This window comes from Desulfurococcaceae archaeon, from assembly GCA_038845865.1.
Lineage (GTDB): Archaea > Thermoproteota > Thermoprotei_A > Sulfolobales > Desulfurococcaceae > UBA285.
On sequence record JAWBQJ010000004.1, the window covers coordinates 101,143 to 120,081 of the forward strand.

At 50.1% G+C, this 18,939-nt stretch carries 17 protein-coding genes; 6 read left to right on the forward strand and 11 right to left on the reverse strand.

Going from position 1 to position 18,939, the window contains the following annotated elements; translation table 11 throughout:
- Positions 1–33 precede the first annotated feature (33 nt).
- Genes QXU03_05920 through QXU03_05935 form a run of 4 tightly spaced genes read left to right on the forward strand, consistent with a single transcriptional unit; the run spans position 34 to position 2,836 of the window.
- The gene (locus QXU03_05920; protein MEM2171269.1) at positions 34–549 is read left to right on the forward strand and encodes a molybdopterin-binding protein; all 516 of its coding nucleotides are present in this window, start codon (positions 34–36) and stop codon (positions 547–549) included.
- Positions 512–1,273: an HAD family hydrolase gene (locus tag QXU03_05925; GenBank protein ID MEM2171270.1), complete on the forward strand. Its 762-nt coding sequence runs from the start codon at positions 512–514 to the stop codon at positions 1,271–1,273. Before QXU03_05920 ends, QXU03_05925 begins: the two co-directional genes overlap by 38 nt.
- Positions 1,274–1,292: 19 nt before the next feature.
- Positions 1,293–1,901: a DUF447 family protein gene (locus tag QXU03_05930; GenBank protein ID MEM2171271.1), complete on the forward strand. Its 609-nt coding sequence runs from the start codon at positions 1,293–1,295 to the stop codon at positions 1,899–1,901.
- Positions 1,886–2,836 carry a GHMP kinase gene (locus tag QXU03_05935; protein ID MEM2171272.1) on the forward strand — a complete coding sequence of 317 codons (951 nt, stop codon included), beginning with the start codon at positions 1,886–1,888 and terminating at the stop codon, positions 2,834–2,836. The genes QXU03_05930 and QXU03_05935 overlap by 16 nt, the downstream gene beginning before the upstream one ends.
- 74 nt (positions 2,837–2,910) lie before the next feature.
- On the opposite strand, the gene pheT is transcribed toward QXU03_05935, so the two are convergent.
- The 8 genes from pheT to QXU03_05975 all read right to left on the reverse strand — a co-directional run bounded on the left by pheT (position 2,911) and on the right by QXU03_05975 (position 11,959).
- A complete protein-coding gene (gene pheT / locus QXU03_05940; protein MEM2171273.1) occupies positions 2,911–4,578 on the reverse strand; it encodes a phenylalanine--tRNA ligase subunit beta in 1,668 nt (555 codons plus the stop codon).
- A 4-nt stretch (positions 4,579–4,582) separates the two neighbouring features.
- Entirely contained in the window at positions 4,583–6,202 is a 1,620-nt protein-coding gene (locus QXU03_05945; protein ID MEM2171274.1) for a M28 family peptidase, read from the reverse strand.
- A gap of 181 nt (positions 6,203–6,383) precedes the next feature.
- Positions 6,384–6,803 carry a universal stress protein gene (locus QXU03_05950; GenBank protein MEM2171275.1) on the reverse strand — a complete coding sequence of 140 codons (420 nt, stop codon included), beginning with the start codon at positions 6,801–6,803 and terminating at the stop codon, positions 6,384–6,386.
- A 10-nt stretch (positions 6,804–6,813) separates the two neighbouring features.
- Complete coding sequence (locus QXU03_05955) at positions 6,814–7,866, reverse strand: type II glyceraldehyde-3-phosphate dehydrogenase (GenBank protein ID MEM2171276.1); 1,053 nt, start codon at positions 7,864–7,866, stop codon at positions 6,814–6,816.
- An 8-nt stretch (positions 7,867–7,874) separates the two neighbouring features.
- The gene (gene pgk / locus QXU03_05960) at positions 7,875–9,104 is read right to left on the reverse strand and encodes a phosphoglycerate kinase (GenBank protein MEM2171277.1); all 1,230 of its coding nucleotides are present in this window, start codon (positions 9,102–9,104) and stop codon (positions 7,875–7,877) included.
- A gap of 255 nt (positions 9,105–9,359) precedes the next feature.
- Positions 9,360–9,545, reverse strand: a complete 186-nt coding sequence (locus tag QXU03_05965; protein MEM2171278.1) for a chromatin protein Cren7 — start codon at positions 9,543–9,545, stop codon at positions 9,360–9,362.
- A gap of 250 nt (positions 9,546–9,795) precedes the next feature.
- Positions 9,796–10,962: an AAA family ATPase gene (locus QXU03_05970; protein ID MEM2171279.1), complete on the reverse strand. Its 1,167-nt coding sequence runs from the start codon at positions 10,960–10,962 to the stop codon at positions 9,796–9,798.
- A 46-nt stretch (positions 10,963–11,008) separates the two neighbouring features.
- A complete protein-coding gene (locus tag QXU03_05975) occupies positions 11,009–11,959 on the reverse strand; it encodes a hypothetical protein (GenBank protein ID MEM2171280.1) in 951 nt (316 codons plus the stop codon).
- Between the two features lie 115 nt (positions 11,960–12,074).
- Between QXU03_05975 and QXU03_05980 the strand changes: the two genes are divergently transcribed.
- Positions 12,075–13,262: a CaiB/BaiF CoA-transferase family protein gene (locus tag QXU03_05980; protein MEM2171281.1), complete on the forward strand. Its 1,188-nt coding sequence runs from the start codon at positions 12,075–12,077 to the stop codon at positions 13,260–13,262.
- 9 nt (positions 13,263–13,271) lie between these two features.
- Positions 13,272–14,774 carry a gamma-glutamyltransferase gene (locus QXU03_05985; protein MEM2171282.1) on the forward strand — a complete coding sequence of 501 codons (1,503 nt, stop codon included), beginning with the start codon at positions 13,272–13,274 and terminating at the stop codon, positions 14,772–14,774.
- A gap of 408 nt (positions 14,775–15,182) precedes the next feature.
- Here the strand turns inward: QXU03_05985 and QXU03_05990 are convergent, their stop codons facing one another.
- From QXU03_05990 to QXU03_06000, 3 genes are read right to left on the reverse strand one after another with little or no spacing between them, the layout of a single operon-like run.
- Positions 15,183–16,154 (reverse strand): hypothetical protein, encoded by a 972-nt coding sequence (locus QXU03_05990; GenBank protein ID MEM2171283.1) that lies wholly within the window; start codon positions 16,152–16,154, stop codon positions 15,183–15,185.
- The gene (locus QXU03_05995) at positions 16,147–17,376 is read right to left on the reverse strand and encodes an RsmB/NOP family class I SAM-dependent RNA methyltransferase (protein MEM2171284.1); all 1,230 of its coding nucleotides are present in this window, start codon (positions 17,374–17,376) and stop codon (positions 16,147–16,149) included. The genes QXU03_05990 and QXU03_05995 overlap by 8 nt, the downstream gene beginning before the upstream one ends.
- 14 nt (positions 17,377–17,390) lie before the next feature.
- Complete coding sequence (locus QXU03_06000; GenBank protein ID MEM2171285.1) at positions 17,391–18,938, reverse strand: phenylalanine--tRNA ligase subunit alpha; 1,548 nt, start codon at positions 18,936–18,938, stop codon at positions 17,391–17,393.
- Position 18,939 lies beyond the last annotated feature (1 nt).

Here is an 18,939-nt window from a genome sequence, read left to right on the forward strand (position 1 = left end):
TCCCGGAACCCAGTATAATCGTGGGTGTAGCGCGTGGAAGGCAAAGAAGAGCCCCTATGCCTCAAGGTAGTGGTCGTGAGCGACCGGGTTGCCGAGGGTTCATTAACCGATGTGAGCGGGGAGCTAGCCGTTAAGGCGCTGAGCGGTAAGGGCGTGTGCGTTAGCGGAAAAGTAGTAGCTAGAAACTCTTACCGAGAACTAATGAAGGTTCTAAGGAGCTCGCGGGAAAGAGTGCTGTTGTTTTTAGGGGGTACGGGGCCGAGTCCGCGCGATATAACTGTTGACGTCGTTGAAAATGTAGCATGGCGGTGTTTACCCGGGTTTGGAGAGCTCTATAGGTACATGTCCTACCAGAGAATAGGAATCAACGCCATACTAACTAGGACTACGCTGTGCATACTGCATGATGGGAAAGTAGCCGTTGTCTTACCCGGCTCACCCGACGCCGTAGCTCTCGGCGTTGAACTATTATCCCAAGTCATAAATCACCTAGTTGAGGAGGTTGATAGGTTTGAAGCCCCTCACGGGGACTTACCTGAAGGCCGGTGATAGCGGAGACCGTTGTGTAGTTGGGTTCGACGTGTGGGGGACGCTACTAGACCTCGAAAGGGTGTTAAAGGCGATTGCGCGAAGTGTTGCTTACGCCACTGGCCTAGACCTGGACATAGCTACACGGAATGTCTTCAAAGCACACGAAGAGGCGAAGAGCGTGAGGCGTAAGAACCCGGAAATGCCTGTCAACGAGCTGTTTAACGTATCGAGGAGGCTGCTAGCAATGGCCTTTAACACCAGTACCGGAGAAGTGGATCAGCTGATTAGGGGGGCTTTTGAAACAGCTGGTACTGACATCTTGTACGGTGACGTAGTAGAGGCTCTCGAGGCCCTTAACCATGCCGGTGTTGAAACGGGAATAATAGGGAACGTGCTGTTCTGGCCTAGCACGTACACGAGGCTGTTACTTAGAAAACTAGGTATATCGAGGTACTTCAAGCAGTGCGTTTTCTCTGATGAGGTTGGGATCTCGAAGCCCGATCGCAGGATCTTCCTGCTCTTCGCGGGAAGGATGGGCGTTGACCCGAGCAGGTTTATCTACGTTGGGGACAACGTGGTAGAGGACATTGGAGGCGCGCTTTCATCGGGCGGTGTAGGTGTGTTGATTTCGAGGCGCCGTACCGAGAAAAAGTACGTGCCGGAGCTACGAGTAGCGCTAATAAGCAATCTCAGAGACCTAGTAGAAGTGTACGATATATTCTGTGGACTGCGACTCGATTAGGGCCGGGGTGTCAATAACGATGAAACTGGCCATGAAAGACGGCATTGTTTACGAGGCAGTGCTAACAGCAATGTACATGAACGAGCCGTACGCGGCTCCCGTTGGATTCAAGAAGAAAGGCAATTTCGTGGAGATTAAAGCGTACAAGAACAGTAGGTTATTCGATGTGCTACTATCGTGTAATGTCGTCGTCCTCAACATCGTTCATAAACCACAGTTATTCGTGAAAACTGCCTTTAAACGCGAGCGCGTCTTAGAGTTCGATGCCAACCGGGAGATCGCAGCCATGCACGGTCTACCAGTACTAGCTGAGGGCGTCGGCTACGTTGTCCTAGAAAGGGCATCTGTAGTAGATTACGGAGAACATGTTATTGCCGTGTACGAAGTTAAGAGCACTGAATTCAACAACTACGCGGAGGTGGAACCATACACTAGGTGCTACGGTAGCCTGGTGGAATTCGCAGTTTATGCAACAAAAGTCAGAGACGTTAAGGACTCTGAAAAGAAGATTCAATATGCTAAAAAAGCCGAAGAGGTGCTGGAGATTATTAACAAGACGTGTAATGAGGAGTACATAGACGTGGCAAAAAGGCTCTGGGTGCTCGTTAACACATGGCTAGGAAAATAACGATAGAGGCCCCATCCAGGCTCCACCTAGGTCTAGTTAATCCCTTTAACAAAGACTACAGGCTCTACATTGCCGTGGGGGTGGCAATTGACCGGCCACAAACGGTGATCAGCGTCTACGTTGACGACCCGATATCAATTGAAGGCTGCAGATCCAGCGAAGTATACACCCGGATAAAACCCATTGTCGAGGAATACGGCCTGAAGCGTGGCCGAGTAGTCATAGAAAAATGCGTACCCGTGCACGTTGGTCTCGGTTCAACTACGCAGCTTCTGCTTTCAGTGGCGCACGGGTTAATGCTTTCTAACGGCTTAAACCCCGACGTTGCAGAGATAGTGGAGATGGCTAAGAAGATCGGTCTCGGGAGGATTTCAGGAGTGGGTACGTACATATACATGTATGGAGGGCTCGTTGTGGACTCTGGTAAGCGGCATGAAGCGGATTTCCCGCAACTACTGATGAGGTTTGAAGTACCGGAAAGCTGGAGATTTGTAGTGGCCATTCCCGCTGGAACAGGGCTAGATGAAATACGTGAGAGAGAGGTGTTCGAAGCCAGGGAAGAGGTGCCGGGCGAGGTAATCTGGTACGCATCTTATACGTTGTTCGCAGAGCTCCTCCCCTCGCTACTCGAGGGCGAGTTCGAACTATTCGCAAAAGCCTTAACGAAATTCCAGGAAACGGTTGGCAAGATGTTTAGCAAGTATCAAGGAGGCGTCTTTGCTCAGCACTCCGCAGCCGTTATCAATAAAATGAAGGAACTCGGCTTAGTGGGGGTTGGCCAGAGCTCGTGGGGCCCCACTGTTTATGGTATAACGGATACGCACGAAAAGGCCGTTGAGGTCTCCAGCAAGCTTAAGGAGGTGTTTGACGGGTTACACGTGTTCGTTGCAAGGCCCAGGAACAAGGGCGCGGTAGTGAGGTTCGTAGTAGAGTAGTAGGCATTCAGCTAGGCCCGTCAATTCATCCCGAAAAAGGTCATCCCTTCCAAGCTTCATCCTCGAAGCTATTATTAGCGGGTACAGAGACTTAAAACTTTGTGCAAATCGAGCTCCGCGATTACCACGGGGTTTTTGAGTTCAAGCCTGCAGAGAACACGAGGATCCACCTCACCGACGAACCCCAGCTCACTACCATGGGCTAGCACTACTGCCGTCCTCTCCGGCAGGAAACCCTGAACCCGCCCCTTCACGAAAACCGGCGTTACCCCTAGTTCGCTTAGAATAGACTTGGTGTAAGCTAGTCCATCGGTGATTGTTGCTTTATCGTGCATTATTGCTATTCCCAGCCTCCGCTCAACGCGTGCTAGCGTTTCGTAGTTCGCGTCCGGTACTACCACGTCACCGATCTCGAACACCATCAACCTAGAGTACCTTTCACTGTTCTCCTTAACTACTTCGAGGAGCTGCGGTGCGAGCCAGATCCTGATTCCTTCAAACCTTTCTGACCGCGGGTTTTCAACTAGGAACATCTCGTGCTGGAGGCCTAGTACGTCGAGCTGAACGGCCCTACAGCTCATCATGTAATTAGCGACTTCCTGGAAACCGAGACCTACGAGTATGTCTCTTAGACGCCTCGAGAGGTATTCTATGGGGCTTATCTTGCCAGGGACGTTGCTTGGAGGAAGCGATCCCGCCTCTGAGCCCAGTTTCTCGTAGCCGTACGCCATCGCGACGTCTTCGGCTACGTCAACCCAGGACTTCACGTCGATCCTGTAAATGGGAGGCTTTACTTTGAGATGCCTGTCTGTGGAGCTTACGACGTCGTAATAAAACATCTTGAGCAACTGTGCAATGTCGTCAACACCTAGCTGGACGCCGACGAGGTCGTTGACCTCCTCTACGGGAACTTCTACGGGTTCTGCCGTTCTCTTGGGGGCTTCGACAACGATGCCGTTCTCGTAGTGGACTTTAACCACTTCTACAATACCGCTCTCAGAGCGTTCAACTATGCTGGTAGCCATGATTGTGACTGCGTTTACAACGTCATCTGCGCTCATCCCCGTAGCGTCTATGAGAACGTTTTTAGTTGCAGGCCTCACTCTACAGTCCTCGCTATTGATGATTGGTACAAGGCTCAGTACATTGCCCCTCGAATCACGTAAAACCGGGTACTTCTCCATGTGCTTTATTATGTAACCGTATAAGATGCCTTTTTCGGTTTTCTCGATGATCTCCCTCAAGGTCATCTCTCTCAGCTCTCCGAGAGGCCTGAAAGTGAGGTCAGGGTCTGCTAAGTCGTAGTGTATTGGAGGCACTAGCTCATCTAGGTCGTAAACACCAATACTGATCTTCCTGCGCGCGCGTCCGTAGGTCTGGGTGATCTTTTCTTGTAGCTGCATTATTTGCGAGATCGCCTCGTCCGATAAAGCTAGATCCCTAACCACGGCTAGCGCTAAGTATGGTCTCTGGGGGATGCTTTTAGCATGCCCCACTACACTCGATTCTACCACGGTGAATTCACGCCATTTCAACCCTAGCCAGGGTCGGAGAGCCCTTGCAAGGCCCTCTACGCTGAATAGGTCGGGGCGGTCGCTCGTGACCTCGTACTCTATGACGTCGTCTTGTACCCTTTCGACTTCGCACTTTAACCTAGCGAGGGTTTTATAAATGGTTGAAGCTTCTAGCTTTACTTTGAGCAACGACTCGAGGTCCCTCCTGCTAACCTTAACTACGGGCATGGTATCACCCAATGTCCTCTTCAACCTTAAGCCAGGCCTCTTCCAGTAGCCGCCTCTCCTCGCTACTCCATTGGAGCAGGTTCTCCAATTGGAAGAGCTCGAAGAAGTTGTTCACGCCATTAAGGTATGCAAGTGGCGCGTACACGGATATGAAGCTGTAAGCGCCCTTCACGTTCCTCAGCTTGAGAAACGCCGCTACACCGAGTTTACCATACAAATACCGGGAAGAGAGGGGAGTGTATTCGAAGTTTACACTTAACTCCACTTGATTTTCTAGGACTCCACTCACCCGGGAAACGTCTATTCCTGCTTTAAGCGACTCGATAGCATACCACGACTTGACGAAGTCCTTGAAGGCGCTCTCGATACTACCTTTCCCGTGATTACCGGCAATGGCGCTGCCCACTAGTGCCGATATTACTGCCTTGTTAACTAGTTGCGAGGGCGATATTGTGTCGGCGTCATCCATGTCCGTGTGATAGTACTTACTGGGCCACTCGTTCAGCATCACGCTATCTATACCCCACAGCGTAGTTACGTCGTGGTCGCTCCCCGCAGTATATGGTGCTAGAGAGTACCTGGATGCTGGTAGCTTGAATCCTCCAAAAGAGCTTGCCTCGTCTAGTACAAGTTTCGTTGCTATGTACGCGTATGCCGGTGAAACGGATCTCGCGAATAGAGGCGCGTTAACTATGTTGAGCGTTGAGTTCGTAACCCACTGCTTCGAACCCACCATATCCAAGTTTACTGCGGCAACCGGCATCCATGGCAGGTACTCGTGAACGTAGACCGTGCCCGAGTACTCGGGCACAAAGAGGTGTGCATGAGATATTTTTTCCGGGGATCGACGTAGTAGCTTGGCAGTAAGTACATTCGCCACTACACCACTAGCGTTGTCATGTGCTCCTGGTTTCGGGTGACATATGTGGCTAATGTAAAGTACACCCGGGTCCTCGCCGCTATACGCCAGTAGCCCGTACATGGGCTTTGACATGTATTCGGTATCGACTTTCCAGCATACCTCGAGCTTCTCGTTCCTGCCTAGTAGTGAAATGGCCTTTAAGGCGGTAGTGTAAGGTACATTTACGACACTGGTATTCTTGATCTCCCCTTCCTTGATGAAGAGGCCCGTGTACGGCACGGCCTCCGAGTGTCTCTTGCTATCATACAGTATTATTAAGCGCGCGGGTATTTCCCGGTAGGCGATGTAGCCGGGCGCCTCGACTAGCACCACCTCTCCATCGCACCCAGACACCTCCTTACAGTATTTGAGCTCTCCACAGCCTTCACTGGGAGGGGAATGAGCTGCAATCAGAGTGGGGTGGTCATGGTAGTTGAACTTGGCTAGTTGGGAACCTCCGATTCTAAGCTCCACAAACCCGTCCCTGGCGTTCCAGGAAACGGGCGTCTCCATGAACCCCCTTTTACTGCTACTCGGTACTTCGAATAGCGTGGTCTTAAACCCCATCGTTTCGAAACTCTCCGCGATCTCCTTGGTGGCCTCCTCGAGCCCACTACTACCTTGAATCCTATGATACAATGTAATTTTCCTTAACAAGTCCCTAGCTTCAAGTGTTAACGGTACCCCTGAATACCGTTCTAGCAAGCCCCGCAAGCCGTTCACAAAGACACCTTAGCTTGAATTGGAGCCGTCAATCAAGAAAGAATGAAAAGTGTAAAATTTAAATACCGCACCTAGGTGGTTGGTTACGGTATTCATGATTCATGCTGGTGCCAGTGTAAATCGGCGTGAAGCATGGTCAAATAAAACCGTTTCGGTTTTCCCGGTTTGCTGCTTTGAAGAATCACCTAACAACGAATACGGAGACCGGTGCGTTGACTATTAGCGAGAGAGCGAAGCCTCCTAGACTTATTTCGCTGAGCCACGTTTTACCCCGTGCACCCAGGATCACGAGGTCGTAGCCTTCGCTAATGATCTCTTTGATTACAGCTGCTTGGGGGCTCTCGTTTTTAGGGTCATATTCAATGCTCTTGTAGCTAGCATTTACGGGCAATCCCTTTAACCTTTCTTTAGCCTTAACAAGCGGGTCCTCGAGCTCGCCGGCTCCCCGCGGTCTAGCGCTTACCACCACTATTCGGGAACCATAACGCGTGGCCAGGTCAGCAGCTACCATTAACGCCTTGAGGCTTGTCTCACTACCGTCTACGGGTACCAGTATTTTCCTGTAGTAGAAGCTTATCGTGTAAGAAGGGGCTTCCGACAAGCTATCACCACTAGGAGGCTTTAGCCTCACTGGGTATTATGCCTTGCAAAGCACCTATTCCGAGCGCCTCGTTAACCTTCTTGACCACTTTTAGAGGGTCGGTTTCGAGGTTCATCATCGCATAAGCTACGTCCAGGTTCTCTGGAATGACTATTGCCTCCTGGTGAATTGCCTGTACCAATGTAAAAGCCTCTTTGGCGAGCTTAACCATGTTGGAGAATACAACATTCTCGTAAATGTCGTAGCGGGGCCTATTAGCATCCCTTGAAAGCTCTACGATCTTGCCCGTGGAGTCTATCTTCAGTAGCGTAGAGTCGAGAACTAGTATTCTACCACTAGATCGCAGAAGCCCGGCTAGCTCGTCGGTAGAGAGGGGTTTTTTGAGCTTCACGTTCATTACTTGCATGTGCATTAGCGTCGTAGGAACGACCAAGGCAACTGTTTCGATGGAAACATCCCCCACGACCGTTTTGACGTCGAGGGCGTGGTGGCTGGGTATCGTAGAGGAATCAAGCGCTATAGAGCTCACGGGACCTCTGTGGTCTTCGCGAGGATCACTAGCCCTCCTCACGATTACTGCAAACACGGAGTCCAATTGCCCGGTGCCTATGGAGCAGATTATCCTCAACATTCCGGTGGTATTGCAGCTAACGACCCTTACGTACTTCTTACCAATAGCTGCTTCATAGTTACAGAGTGTGCTGTAACTTAGCCCTGCAACTTCGGGAGACTCGCCGCCCTGGAATACTGCCGGCTTATTGTACCTAACGTACAGCTCCTTATTCTTAGCGCCCTGTTTCCCTGGTGATGCGTCATACACTATATCAGCCCCATCCACCAGGTCTTCCACGGTGCCTTCAGGCTCTACGCCGGCGTTCCTGAACTCGGCGAACTTCTCGCGCGGTGTGAATATCCTTATCCCATTCCTATGAGCCAGTAGGGCAGAGTAGTCGACGGTATACTTGGCAACCCCGACGAGTTCGAAGTCCTTTACCCTTAAAACCGCGTCTGCTATTCGTTTACCTATAGTGCCATACCCGTTTACGGCCACCTTTACTCCCATGATACCACCTACCATCCTAGGAATATCTTAGCGGAGAGCTCTAATGCTTTAATAGCGGGGAGTTCTTCGCCGCTCAGGTAGAGTAGCAGGGAGTTTCCCCCCGTTGAGACGTGTATTCTACTACTGTCTACGTCTAGCGGTGCCATTGAGCTTAAATGGCCACCTGCTATTAAGACGAATGCTTGAGACTCAATGGCGACCTTAAGTAGTCTAAGGGTGCCAGCCTTGAACTCTTCTACTTCGATTACGCCGGCTGGACCTCTCATGACTATCGTTTTAGCCTCCTTTAATAGCTCTTCGTATATCTTGAGGGTGTGCTCGCCTATGTCCATTGCAGTACCTCGCAATTCTCCTAGGTAAGCGTTTTCCGTATTGCCGTTGTGCTTTATCTTAAAGTCTACGGGCGTTTCGATCGGCGCACCCCTCAGCAAGAGGTGCCTCGCTCTCGGAATGAAGGGGGTGAGGCCGTTTTCCTCGAGCAACTTGAAGTTCTCTGCACCGATGTCGACTCCTTTCGCGGCCAGGAATAGTAGCCCTAAGAGCCCGCCGGTTAGTATTCGGTCGGCTAGCTTGCTCTTAGCTAGGTTTTCTATAACGCGCAGGTGTTCTGCGACCTTTTTACCTCCAAGTACGTAAACCCGTGGAGGTTCCGTTTCCGCGAGAATCCTGCGGAGCGCCTTTATCTCCATTTCAAATAATGGGCCGATCGCGCTGGGTAGCAATAGCGGCAACCCGACAATGCTAGGCTGGCTTCTGTGGGCCGTTGCAAACGCGTCATTAACGTAGACGTCCACGACCGAGGCCATTCTTTTAGCAAATATGCTTAAAGCATGTTTTTCAGGAGGAGCTTCTAGAATTTCCTCCGATACCAGCCTCAGGTTGTCAAGTAGTAGTATTTCACCTGGTTTAAGAGCCCTTATCTCGTTCAGAGCTGTAGGCCCTATGACGTCGTTTACGAATTTCACCCTTTCTCCCAGGTACTTCTCTAGGAGCTCCCGGTGCCTTTCTAGTGTAATGAAGTCCGAAGAGCCCGGCCTACCCTGATGCGAGCCTAACACCAGTGCAGGAGTATACTTGTTCATTATTTCTCTAATGAACCGCGCATGAATGCGTATCCTCCTGTCATCGATGATCTCCTCCGTATCGGGATCTATTGGCACGTTGATGTCTATCCTCATGAACACTTTCTTTTCATGCACATTCACATCACTAAGCGTCGGGAGCCTGGGTACGTACATTGCTAGCTACCACCGATCGCGGTAAGGGGCTGAGACCTTATAAGTACTCATGGACACTTTTATTTTACTAACTGCGGGGGGCAGCGAAGTACTCTACGAGAACTTTTAAAGCAACTGCGTTAAAGTTGTGAGGCAGGGAGCGCATTAATACGCTTCTTTACATTCAACGGCCAGTAATGCCCTGTGTACCCCGAGAACACGAAGAGCTGGAAAAGTGAAACGGTAAAAAAGGGTCTAGCCCGGTGAACGGGGTTCTTAACCACAAATCGGGTACTCGTCGGGTACCTTTACTCTAAAGTACCTGCCTGTTTCTGGGTCCTGGAATAACCCTATCTTTACTCCCTTCCTACCTGCGGGGGCTAGCTGCCACACCTTGATTGGCACTAATTCGAGTTCCTTGCCACTTGGCGTCTTGACTTTAACTTTCTGAGTACACGGCATGCGTACCACCAATGGGACATAATACAGTCATGGTTTTAAATACCTTTTTGTACAATGCCATAAACTTGTACATAAGGCACGTGAATGTTTGCTCATTACATGAAAGCAGGAACGTTTAAGAGTCAGCTACCCCGGAGGGTTAACTTCATCAAGGTCCTAAGGCACGACTCTCATCATCAGTAAAAACTATGGTTATGGAGGTTTATTTAAACATTGCTACGAAGTCGCGGAAACCCCATTAGAGCAGCAGTCACGGCTCTTCGCTGTACGTACCGTACTGTCTGTTCCATTCCCTGTAGACCTCGACGAGTTTCATATCAATGCTTGGTTTATGTTTACCGATCACCACAACGAAGTCGTCGGTCTCGACCTTCCTATCAGTAGGCTTTACGCCCCTTTCGTTGATTTCTTCCACGATGTTGTTTTGTACTTCTTTGACTATGGAAACTATGTCGGCTGAACTGTAGCCTTCCGTCAAGTCAGCTAGTTTATCGCAATCTATCGAACCCAGGGGAAATGTTTTTGTAAGCATCCTTATGTAATGTTCGAAGAGGAGTTTACGGATGCCTTTATTTGGTGGAGGCACGTAGATCCTCCGCTCAAACCTCCTTATGAACCCGATATCGAGTAGCCAGGGTTTATTAGTTGCACCTATCACGAATAGTGGAAGCTTCGAGCACTCCTTGCTTGCAAGCCCATCCATTTCTATGAGAAACTGATTCCTAGCCCGCTTCTCGCCCCCTATCTCGACGCTGTACTGTTGGAAAAGGGCATCGACCTCGTCTATGAACACTATTACAGGGGCGCCTTGACCTGCAAGTTCGCGGGCTACTGTGAAAAGGGCCTTAACATTCTTCTCCGTATCACCAAGCCACTTGCTCATTATATCCGCTGGGCTGATGTTTATAAGGACAGCATCTATCTCGTTGGCTAATGCTAGCGTTATCTCTGTTTTACCACAACCGGGAGGGCCGAAAAGGAGTATGCCCTTGGGCCAGCCGAGGGGGTATAGGTCCGGGCTCTTAACGGGGTAGATCACAGATTTCTTGAGGGCCCTTTTAACGTTCTCTAAATCGACGAGGTCATCGAACGTTTTCTTAGGCCTCTGCTCGGGCCTCAGTACCTGGAATACTTGTACATTTGCACTATTACCACCAATTACCGGGGAAGCGCCGGTATCCGCTATTCGGGGCCTTTCCGCGAGCATTTTTTCAAGAGCGGCTACTCTGTTCTTGTACTTCGATATAAGCTCCTTGTAGAAATCTGCCAAAGGCGCATCTGGGTACAAAATCAGGTACTTGGTGAAGAAGTCTATTGCCACCTTATAGTACTTTACCGCAGTCTCGTAGTCGCCTGCCTTGTCGGCGGCTATTGCTTTTTGCGCATACTCTACGCCCTTATCTGCTATGTGGTACATGCTCACGCTAGCACCTCTGGTTACTCGGCCTGCCTGTACGCTACCGCTACCGTCTGCGTACTCTGATGATGTTCCTGGCTTCGAGGGATCTAATGGCCTCCAGGACTACCTCGCGCGTTACACCATATTTTTTCTCGAACAGCCTTATGTCCAGCACACCCCCGGAAACCTTAAGCTCGTTAAGTAACCACTGCTCGACAACGTGTAGTGGTACGCTCGACTCCACTACTGCCTTAACCGTATCTTTGAGGACCTCCTGCTCGGGCTTCGACCTCTCGGAAGTGGAGGGGATCGGTGCTGCTTCAGCCTTTCTTACCGTGACAGCGCTAACGGTTTCTTCTCGTTTAAGTTCAGTGCTTTTTACCAGGTTCCGTGCAACGCTCTCTAAGGGCTTTTCGCCAGCTCTCAATTCCATGGCCTCTCTTTCAACGCTTTTAGCCCGCTTCTGTTCACTAACGTCGATCTTCGCGCTTACCGGTTGTTGCGGTATACTACTTATACCCGGTATGTAAGACGACGATAACGCCATAATGCTTGCAACTCTCTGCTCGAGTGCCTTTATCTGGTTGATCAGCTGTGGGTTGATCTTCTCGATGACGGGCTCCACGGATCTGAGCTCTTCCAGCACTTCTGGTATGATCTTCAACGGCTCTTCCACGTAGAACAGGGTTTCAAGCCTGTACTTCACCCTTGCGAGGTCGTATATCGTTTTAGTGATCATCGAGAGGTACCCGTATATGTTCCTGATCTCATCATCGATGATCTTTGCCAGCTCTTTATCGTCACCTTGTACCTTTAACTTTTTTTTGTGCTCCTCTATAGCCGTTTCGAGGTTTTTCTTAGACGTTTCAAGGGATCTCAGCATCCTGTCTATGATGCCCGCTGATTGCAGGATCTCGCGCTTAAGGGGATCTCGCGATTTAAACACCGAATAGAGCTTACTGAATATTCCCGCACTAGTTGCTGATAGGGCCATCACAATACCCTCTATATGCATTCACTTAATGTATTGCATTTGTTAGAACTTTTAAGGAGGGGAGAGAGTATTACCGCGCGATCTCCCGTGGCTATTATTAATCTCAGTAGTGTTATTCTCCTAGAGGTAAGGCTCGGTGGCATGGTTGATGCTCGAAGGCATTCGAGTAGTAGATTTAAGTCACACTCTAGCGGGGCCGTTTGCGACGATGATTCTGGCTGACCTCGGCGCAGATGTGATAAAAATAGAGCCACCTCAAGGCGATGAAACGCGCTCGTGGCTTCCTTTCGTTAACGGGGAGAGCGCGTATTACATGTCCGTAAATAGGGGTAAGAGAAGCGTTGTGATTAACCTCAAATCGGAAAAGGGACGCGAGGTTTTGTACAAGCTCGTAGCAAGGTCCCACATCGTAGTGGAGAATTTTAGACCTGGCGTGCCTGAGAAGCTGGGAGTTGACTACGAAACCCTAGTCAGGGTGAACCCCCAGGTAGTGTACGTGAGTATAAAGGGCTTTAGGCAGGGTAGCATATATGAGCATAAAACCGCGTATGACGTTATAATACAAGCAATGTCGGGTTTAATGCTGACGACGGGCAGTGAAGGAGACCCCCCCGTGAGAGTCAGCTTCGCGCTCTTCGACGTCATGACGGGGATGATGGCCACCATATACACGCTCGCCGCTCTACATGCGGGGGTAAAGCCGGCTAAAATAGAGGTGTCCATGTACGATACCGCTATATTTTCAATGTGCTACGTTCCCTTAATGTATCTCATGACCGGGCTAAGGCCCAAGAGAATGGGGCACGCGCACCCCTCAATGGCCCCTTACCAGGCCTTTAGAGACGCCAACGGTAAGTGGTTTATCGTCGCCGCTGCCAATGATCGGCTTTGGAGACTACTGTGTAACGCGGTTGGCGCAAAAGAGCTGGCGGAGGACCCGAGGTTCAGGACCAACGCTGACAGGGTAGCTAATAGGAAGGACCTAGTCGATGCGCTACAGAGCATATTCGAGAAAAATACGAGAGATTATTGGGTTAAGGTACTTGAAGAGGGCGGCGTTCCCGCATCACCCGTATACGAGATCGACGAGGTGTTTAGAGACCCTTACGTGGCCTCGGAAAACGTCGTGATAAGCCTCGATCATCCAAAGCTCAATAAAACACCTCAACTAAACGAGCCGGTCACAGTTAATGGTAGGAGGTTTATTAACACCAGGCACCCTCCACTACTTGGCGAGCACACGGTTGAGGTTTTAAGGGAGTTAGGGTATTCGAGTAGTGATATTGCTAAGCTAAAAGAAGATGGCATCGTGTACTACCCCTAGGTGAAGTATATGGTTACAAAGGTAGCGATCGGGGAGAAGGGCGTGGTTTCAGACCACCAGCTAGCAACGCAGGTGGGGGTCGAGGTACTGAAAGAGGGTGGAAATGCATTCGACGCCGCAATAGCTGTGAGCGCCGTCCTTTCCGTCGTGCAACCACACATGGGTGGGCTAGGAGGAGATGCGTTTCTACTAGGTTTCATTGGAGACGACGTAGTTGCTTACATGTCATCAGGCAGGTCTCCGAAGGGGTTTGATGTCGACGCATTCTTGGAGAAGAAACCACTACGAGGTCCCCTCACAGTCACCGTTCCAGGGCTTGTACACTTGTGGGGGCACATACACGAAGAGTACGCCACCATGCCCCTAGAACGCCTATTAAAGCCCGCAATTAAGTTAGCGTATAGTGGCTTCCATGTAGGTCTTTCGCTTGCAAGGGCTAGCAAGCTCAACGAGGAGGAGCTCGCAGTTTACAAGTGGGCTAATTACTTTAAGGGACTTAGACTCGGGGATTTATATGTGAACAGGGAGATGGCACGTGCATTAAGGTTGGTAGCTTCACGTAGCTGGGAGGAGTTCTATTACGGTGAACTCGCAGAGAATACTGTTTCAGAACTGCAGGATCAGGGCGTGGACGTGGGACTTGACGATCTAATGGAGCACGGTAGCTATAAGGTAAAACCGCTTAAGCTCGAAGTAGATGAGATGACCCTTTACGAGTTACCGCCAAATACCCAGGGGGTCTCAACGCTTCAGCTAATAAGTGCGCTGTACGAACTAGGCCTTCGCGAGGAACCCTTCGACTCTCCAAGTAGAATAGTTAAGTGGAGTAAACCGGTTGCAGACGTTTACTTGTTCAGAGACCTTTACCTCGGAGACCCGGACTATATGAGCATAGATCCGCAGAGCCACGTAAAATACTCTGATATAAGTAACCTCGAACTCGAAGCCTCCTCAAACGAGAACGGCACGGCTAGCGATACGACGTTTTTCGTGGTCTCGGATGGAGAGGCCATATTGGGGTTCATACAGAGCCTCTTCAGTAGTTTTGGCTCAGGACTAGTGATATCGGGCTTTCCCGTTCAGAACAGGGCAGTGGGGTTTGCCAAGAAGAAGGGCTTACCGAATAGTCCGGCGCCAGAAAAGCTACCCCTGCACACGTTGTCGGTTCTCGGGGTGGACAGGGGTAACGAGAAGTATATTATTGGCTGTGTTGGTGGGGATCTAAGGCCTCAGCTTCATTTAAGGGTATTCGAAAATCTGTTCGCGTACAACATGAACGTGGACGAGGCGCTCTCAGCTCCGCGATTCATATATACAACCTTCTACGGTAGCCAGAAAGTTATAATTGAAGAGCCCCTAAGAGTGCCCAGCAGGAGCGAGCTCAACAACATAGTTGCCGAGAAAGCAAACTACTTCGGCTTGAAGGGGCACGTTCACGTAGGCAAGCTAAGTAAAGGAGTACTGGTATTAGCGTGCGACCCTAGAAGTGAGGGCGTGCCCCTGGCCACGTAGTCGAAGAACAGCGAGGACACACGCTTCCCATACCTAGCTAACGTACTCTTTAAGGGGTTAGGGTTATTTGCAGCTGGGTTTAAGGTTACGCCCCCTCCGCGTGGAGGTTCAGCTTCACGCCCAGTCTGAAGCACACCACTCCTAATAACGCAGGGCCCGAAGTGGGTTGAGTTTATCGTGTAGAAAATGGTTATCAAGGAAGGTGCTGTAGTCATACCGAAGGGGCCTTTAGTTGCCCGAGGAGGGTGGTTTGAAGCCCCCTAGTGTTCGGAGGCTTAGAGTCGAGTAAGCTTCATATTGATGGACCCGGAAGAGGCCTCTTTTACGTGCCCACCGCGTGGTTCTAGGCTTCTCCCGGTGACGAGTAATGCTTGGAGAGATAGGAGTCCCCGAAAACAACCTGGTACCCTACTTTCCCGTAAAGTATATGTCACCGCTCCATGGAATTCTCGAAACCATGTTCTTTGAGAGCAGGTTATTCAACGCTATGATGCCGAGGTCACCGTACATTGCCTTGATCTCTACGTACTTTGAAGGAATCCTCAACAAGTGGTTATATAGTACGGTCGCCGTTTTCTGCCAGCGCGGAGGCGTAGAAGGGGGCTCGTACCTGTCGATATTCACCTTAAACCCCTCTTCGACGAAGAACTCGCACACACGCTTAACGCGGCTTTCAGGTAAGGGCTTTACGTGTGGACTTGCAGGAGGCCTGTCAACGGGTTTCAACACCAGGGCCTCTGCCTTAATGTACCTTAAAACGGCGACCGTTTCATCTATGTGGAAGTGTTCTGGGTAATAGTTCTCGTGTACTTTGAATAGGTGTAGCTCTATGATTAACTTATCTCGGTTGCTTTCGAAGGTCTTTCTCAATAGTTCCAAATATTCGCTAAAGCTCCTTTCGCGGGGCCACCCCAACAAGTACTTTTCAGCCCCGTACCAGAGGAACGGTATTAGGAGCACGTCTACCTGCTCTAATACGAACCTGGCACGTTCCTGTGCACTCCCCTCAGAGCATTTCAGTAGCCCCAGGAGGCTCGTATGAACGTAGAGTTTACGACCAATGCCACGTGAGCTCAAGAAAGCTCTTAGGGAGAGTAGTATTTCATGTATGTTTACCAGTTGAAGTGGGTCGCCAGAGCCCCATAACAAGACGCCATTCAACTCTACCCCGGTAGGTAGCCTTTCTTCGATGTTACCTAGGATTTGGCTTGGTTGACTAGCGGTTAGCGAGGCCTCTGTAACTCGGTCTCGCCTCAGGGGGCACGTTATGCAGTCTACATAGCATTTTCTAGGAGGTAGTAGGGGGTCTACTAAAAGCAGGTTTCCATAAGCGCTACTCGGATATATCCCGTAGAAGTGCTCGACTTTAACTTCACTCAATGCCTTGCACCCGCAATGCGGTGATGAAAAATCCTTGGCCATTCACGCGGTGGGGGTAAATTCTAAACGCGCTGTTGGAACACCTGTATCCCATGTATCCTTTATCTACATATGGGAGTTTTAATTGGAGGAGCTCGATTTTACCACTGTATTTTTCTACTAAGTAATCCACCACCTCTTCCCCCTCTAATGGGTGAACGCTACACGTCACGAAGAACAGCTTCTCCGCGTGTTTTAGACAGTTCTCTAACAACGCTTTCTGTACAAGTTGCAGTCTTTTGAGTCGTTTCCTGGAAAGGTGCAGTTTAACGACGGGGTCAGCGTAGATGGCCCCGCTATTACTGCAAGGCGAGTCTACGAGTACAGCCGCGCCTTTTACATTGTAATGGAGCGTCCTCGAGTCACCAGTTACCACTATAAGATTTGGCACCGTGCCTAGAAACGAGTTGACGAGTTTGGGGATGACGCTTGCCCGTTTCTCGCTTATATCAACCGCGATGGTACGCGTAATGGTGGCTCGCGAGAGCACCTGGATAAGCTTTATGCCTGGCGCGCTACAAGCATCTATAAAGTCCCCGTGCACGTTTTCAAGAGCTAGCGTTGAGGCGTATGAACTGATGTCTTGCGGCACGACGAGACCCTCCTTTAAGCACTCGTTATCTCCGATCTTAGCAAAGGGGTCTTCGAGCAGTAGCATCTCCTTGAATTCCCTGTGCTGCTTAACGCGTAAACCGCTTCTTTCTAGGCACTCAATCGCGTCTTCGATCGACGTTTTCGCCGTATTTACACGTACCCATCTCTTACGGTCATTTAAACTCCTTAGCATGTTCTCGAGTTCGTTTAGTGGTAACTTCCCGTGGAGATCTCTGACAAACCATGAGGGGTAACCGTGGAGTAGTGCTAATTGTAGGGTAGGGGACAGCGAGTGGGATAGTTCCTTAACCTCGTCTAGAATGCAGTCTACGTCGAAGTTCCGGGCATATAGGTATTCCACTAACCCGCCTATTCGCGGTCCAAAACCGCTGTACGCGGACATGAACCTGATCGTGTGGTAGTATATGATCACCTTGTAGAAGGCCCTGTAGAGCAGGCCTGCCTCCCTGCTACTCAAACCATGCTTCTTCACGAGCAGGCTGAATGCCTTGTCGAAGGCGATGTCGTGCTTAAGTACTGCTTTTAGCAGTAAGGCTAGTAGGAGTTTTTGTTTTTGAGGATGAACCATCGAGCGCTTTAACCCTATAAAGGCGCGTCGACTACCTTAACACTTTTACCTGTAGACTTCTTCGTGAAGTAGTCCAGCCCCTTGAACCTCATACTCGATAGGACTTCCAAGTTCCTTGAAAATAGCAGTCTTATGTCGTCTACTTCGAGAACGGTCATAGCCAGCCTGTCCACCCCAATACCCCACGCTGCCGCCTTACACGTACTTGCACCAAGTATTTCCATAACCTCCGGTCTAAACATACCTCCTGGAAACACCTCTATCCATCCAAGTTTCGGGTGTTTAATGTACCCCTCAACACTGGGCTCCGTGAAGGGGAAGTACCCTGGCTTAAACCACACCTCCCTTATACCAAGTGCTGCTGCAAGCTCCTTGAAGAAGTATAAGAGGTGCTTGAAGCTGATGTTTTTACCCACTATCACCCCGTCTAGTTGGTAGAACTCCATGCTGTGCTTCGCATCGAGGCTCTCCGGCCTGAAGTTCCTGTCGATGGTGAAGACCCTGTACTCTCCGGGACCCCGCTCGTAAATGGCCCTTGCCGTGACAGCTGTTGTTTGACTCCTGAGTACGAGTTTGAGAGCTCTTTCAGGGCTCCACTTATAGCCCCACCCAGTTTCGTGGACTATTTGCGTTCTTTCAATCAAGTCTAGAGGTGCGCGTGCTTGTAAGCTCGTTTTAATGAAAAACGTATCGTGAATTTCCCTGGCGGGGTGGTCTTGGGCTTGGTACAGCACATCGAAGTTCCACAACTCGGATTCTACATGAGGTCCCTTAACCTCTTCGAAGCCCATGCTGACCATTATCTCCCTTAGTTCATCTATGAATTGCATGAATGGGTGTTTCTTTGAAAGGCGGGGTTTCGGGGGCTCTACTGAGAGGTCGAACTCTTTAATTAAGTAACGGTCCAGTTCAGGGGCGTACTCGGGTTTCACAACGGTAACCAAGATCTTCTCTTTTACGAGACCGCGTTCCCATAAGCTAACTAGCGTGTTAGTGGGCCGGAGGGTTATTACTACCCTTTCTTGCACTTCAACTAGTCTACGCCTCTTCAAGGAGTTAAAGGTATCCGCGTCTAGCTCCATTCCGCGCGAGACGTTGTTCAAGAGCTCCCGGTAGCTTTTCGCGCTTTTCAACGCCTCAACGCACCGATCTTCATTGACAGCTACTATTACTCCTTTATCTATGACGATGCACCTACTTCTTGCAAGGTACTGGATACCTACGTAGACTTCTTCAATGGGGTATTTTGCAATGTTCTCAACGCACTTGGCGAACTCCTCGACAACCCTGCTTGTACAGGTAGCAAGAGCATCGTGTACTACCTCTTCCGGAAAACCGCGCTCTAAGTAGTACTTAGCGAGCTCTGCGAGAACGTAATGCCGCCTTTTCGCCCTAACCACCTCAACTAACTTTTTGGCCTCTAACTCGCTCAAATCCCTCATAAGGTCTTCTTGCCGTACTCCGAGCCTTTCAGAGATTTCAACTAGTAGCGGTTCCTTCAGTTCTAAAACCAATTTGATTATCGAATACTGTCTGGGGGTAACGTACGTGACCGCCTCCACA

Bases quoted from the DNA above. Each gene is read 5' to 3' on its own strand.
- QXU03_05930 (MEM2171271.1), top strand. From the start codon at position 1,293: ATGAAACTGGCCATGAAAGACGGCATTGTTTACGAGGCAGTGCTAACA.
- QXU03_05975 (MEM2171280.1), bottom strand. From the start codon at position 11,959: ATGCATATAGAGGGTATTGTGATGGCCCTATCAGCAACTAGTGCGGGA.
- QXU03_05995 (MEM2171284.1), bottom strand. From the start codon at position 17,376: ATGGTTCATCCTCAAAAACAAAAACTCCTACTAGCCTTACTGCTAAAA.
- QXU03_05935 (MEM2171272.1), top strand. From the start codon at position 1,886: ATGGCTAGGAAAATAACGATAGAGGCCCCATCCAGGCTCCACCTAGGT.
- QXU03_05970 (MEM2171279.1), bottom strand. From the start codon at position 10,962: ATGTACCACATAGCAGATAAGGGCGTAGAGTATGCGCAAAAAGCAATA.
- pgk (MEM2171277.1), bottom strand. From the start codon at position 9,104: ATGTACGTACCCAGGCTCCCGACGCTTAGTGATGTGAATGTGCATGAA.
- QXU03_05965 (MEM2171278.1), bottom strand. From the start codon at position 9,545: ATGCCGTGTACTCAGAAAGTTAAAGTCAAGACGCCAAGTGGCAAGGAA.
- QXU03_05955 (MEM2171276.1), bottom strand. From the start codon at position 7,866: ATGGGAGTAAAGGTGGCCGTAAACGGGTATGGCACTATAGGTAAACGA.
- QXU03_05985 (MEM2171282.1), top strand. From the start codon at position 13,272: ATGGTTACAAAGGTAGCGATCGGGGAGAAGGGCGTGGTTTCAGACCAC.
- pheT (MEM2171273.1), bottom strand. From the start codon at position 4,578: ATGCCCGTAGTTAAGGTTAGCAGGAGGGACCTCGAGTCGTTGCTCAAA.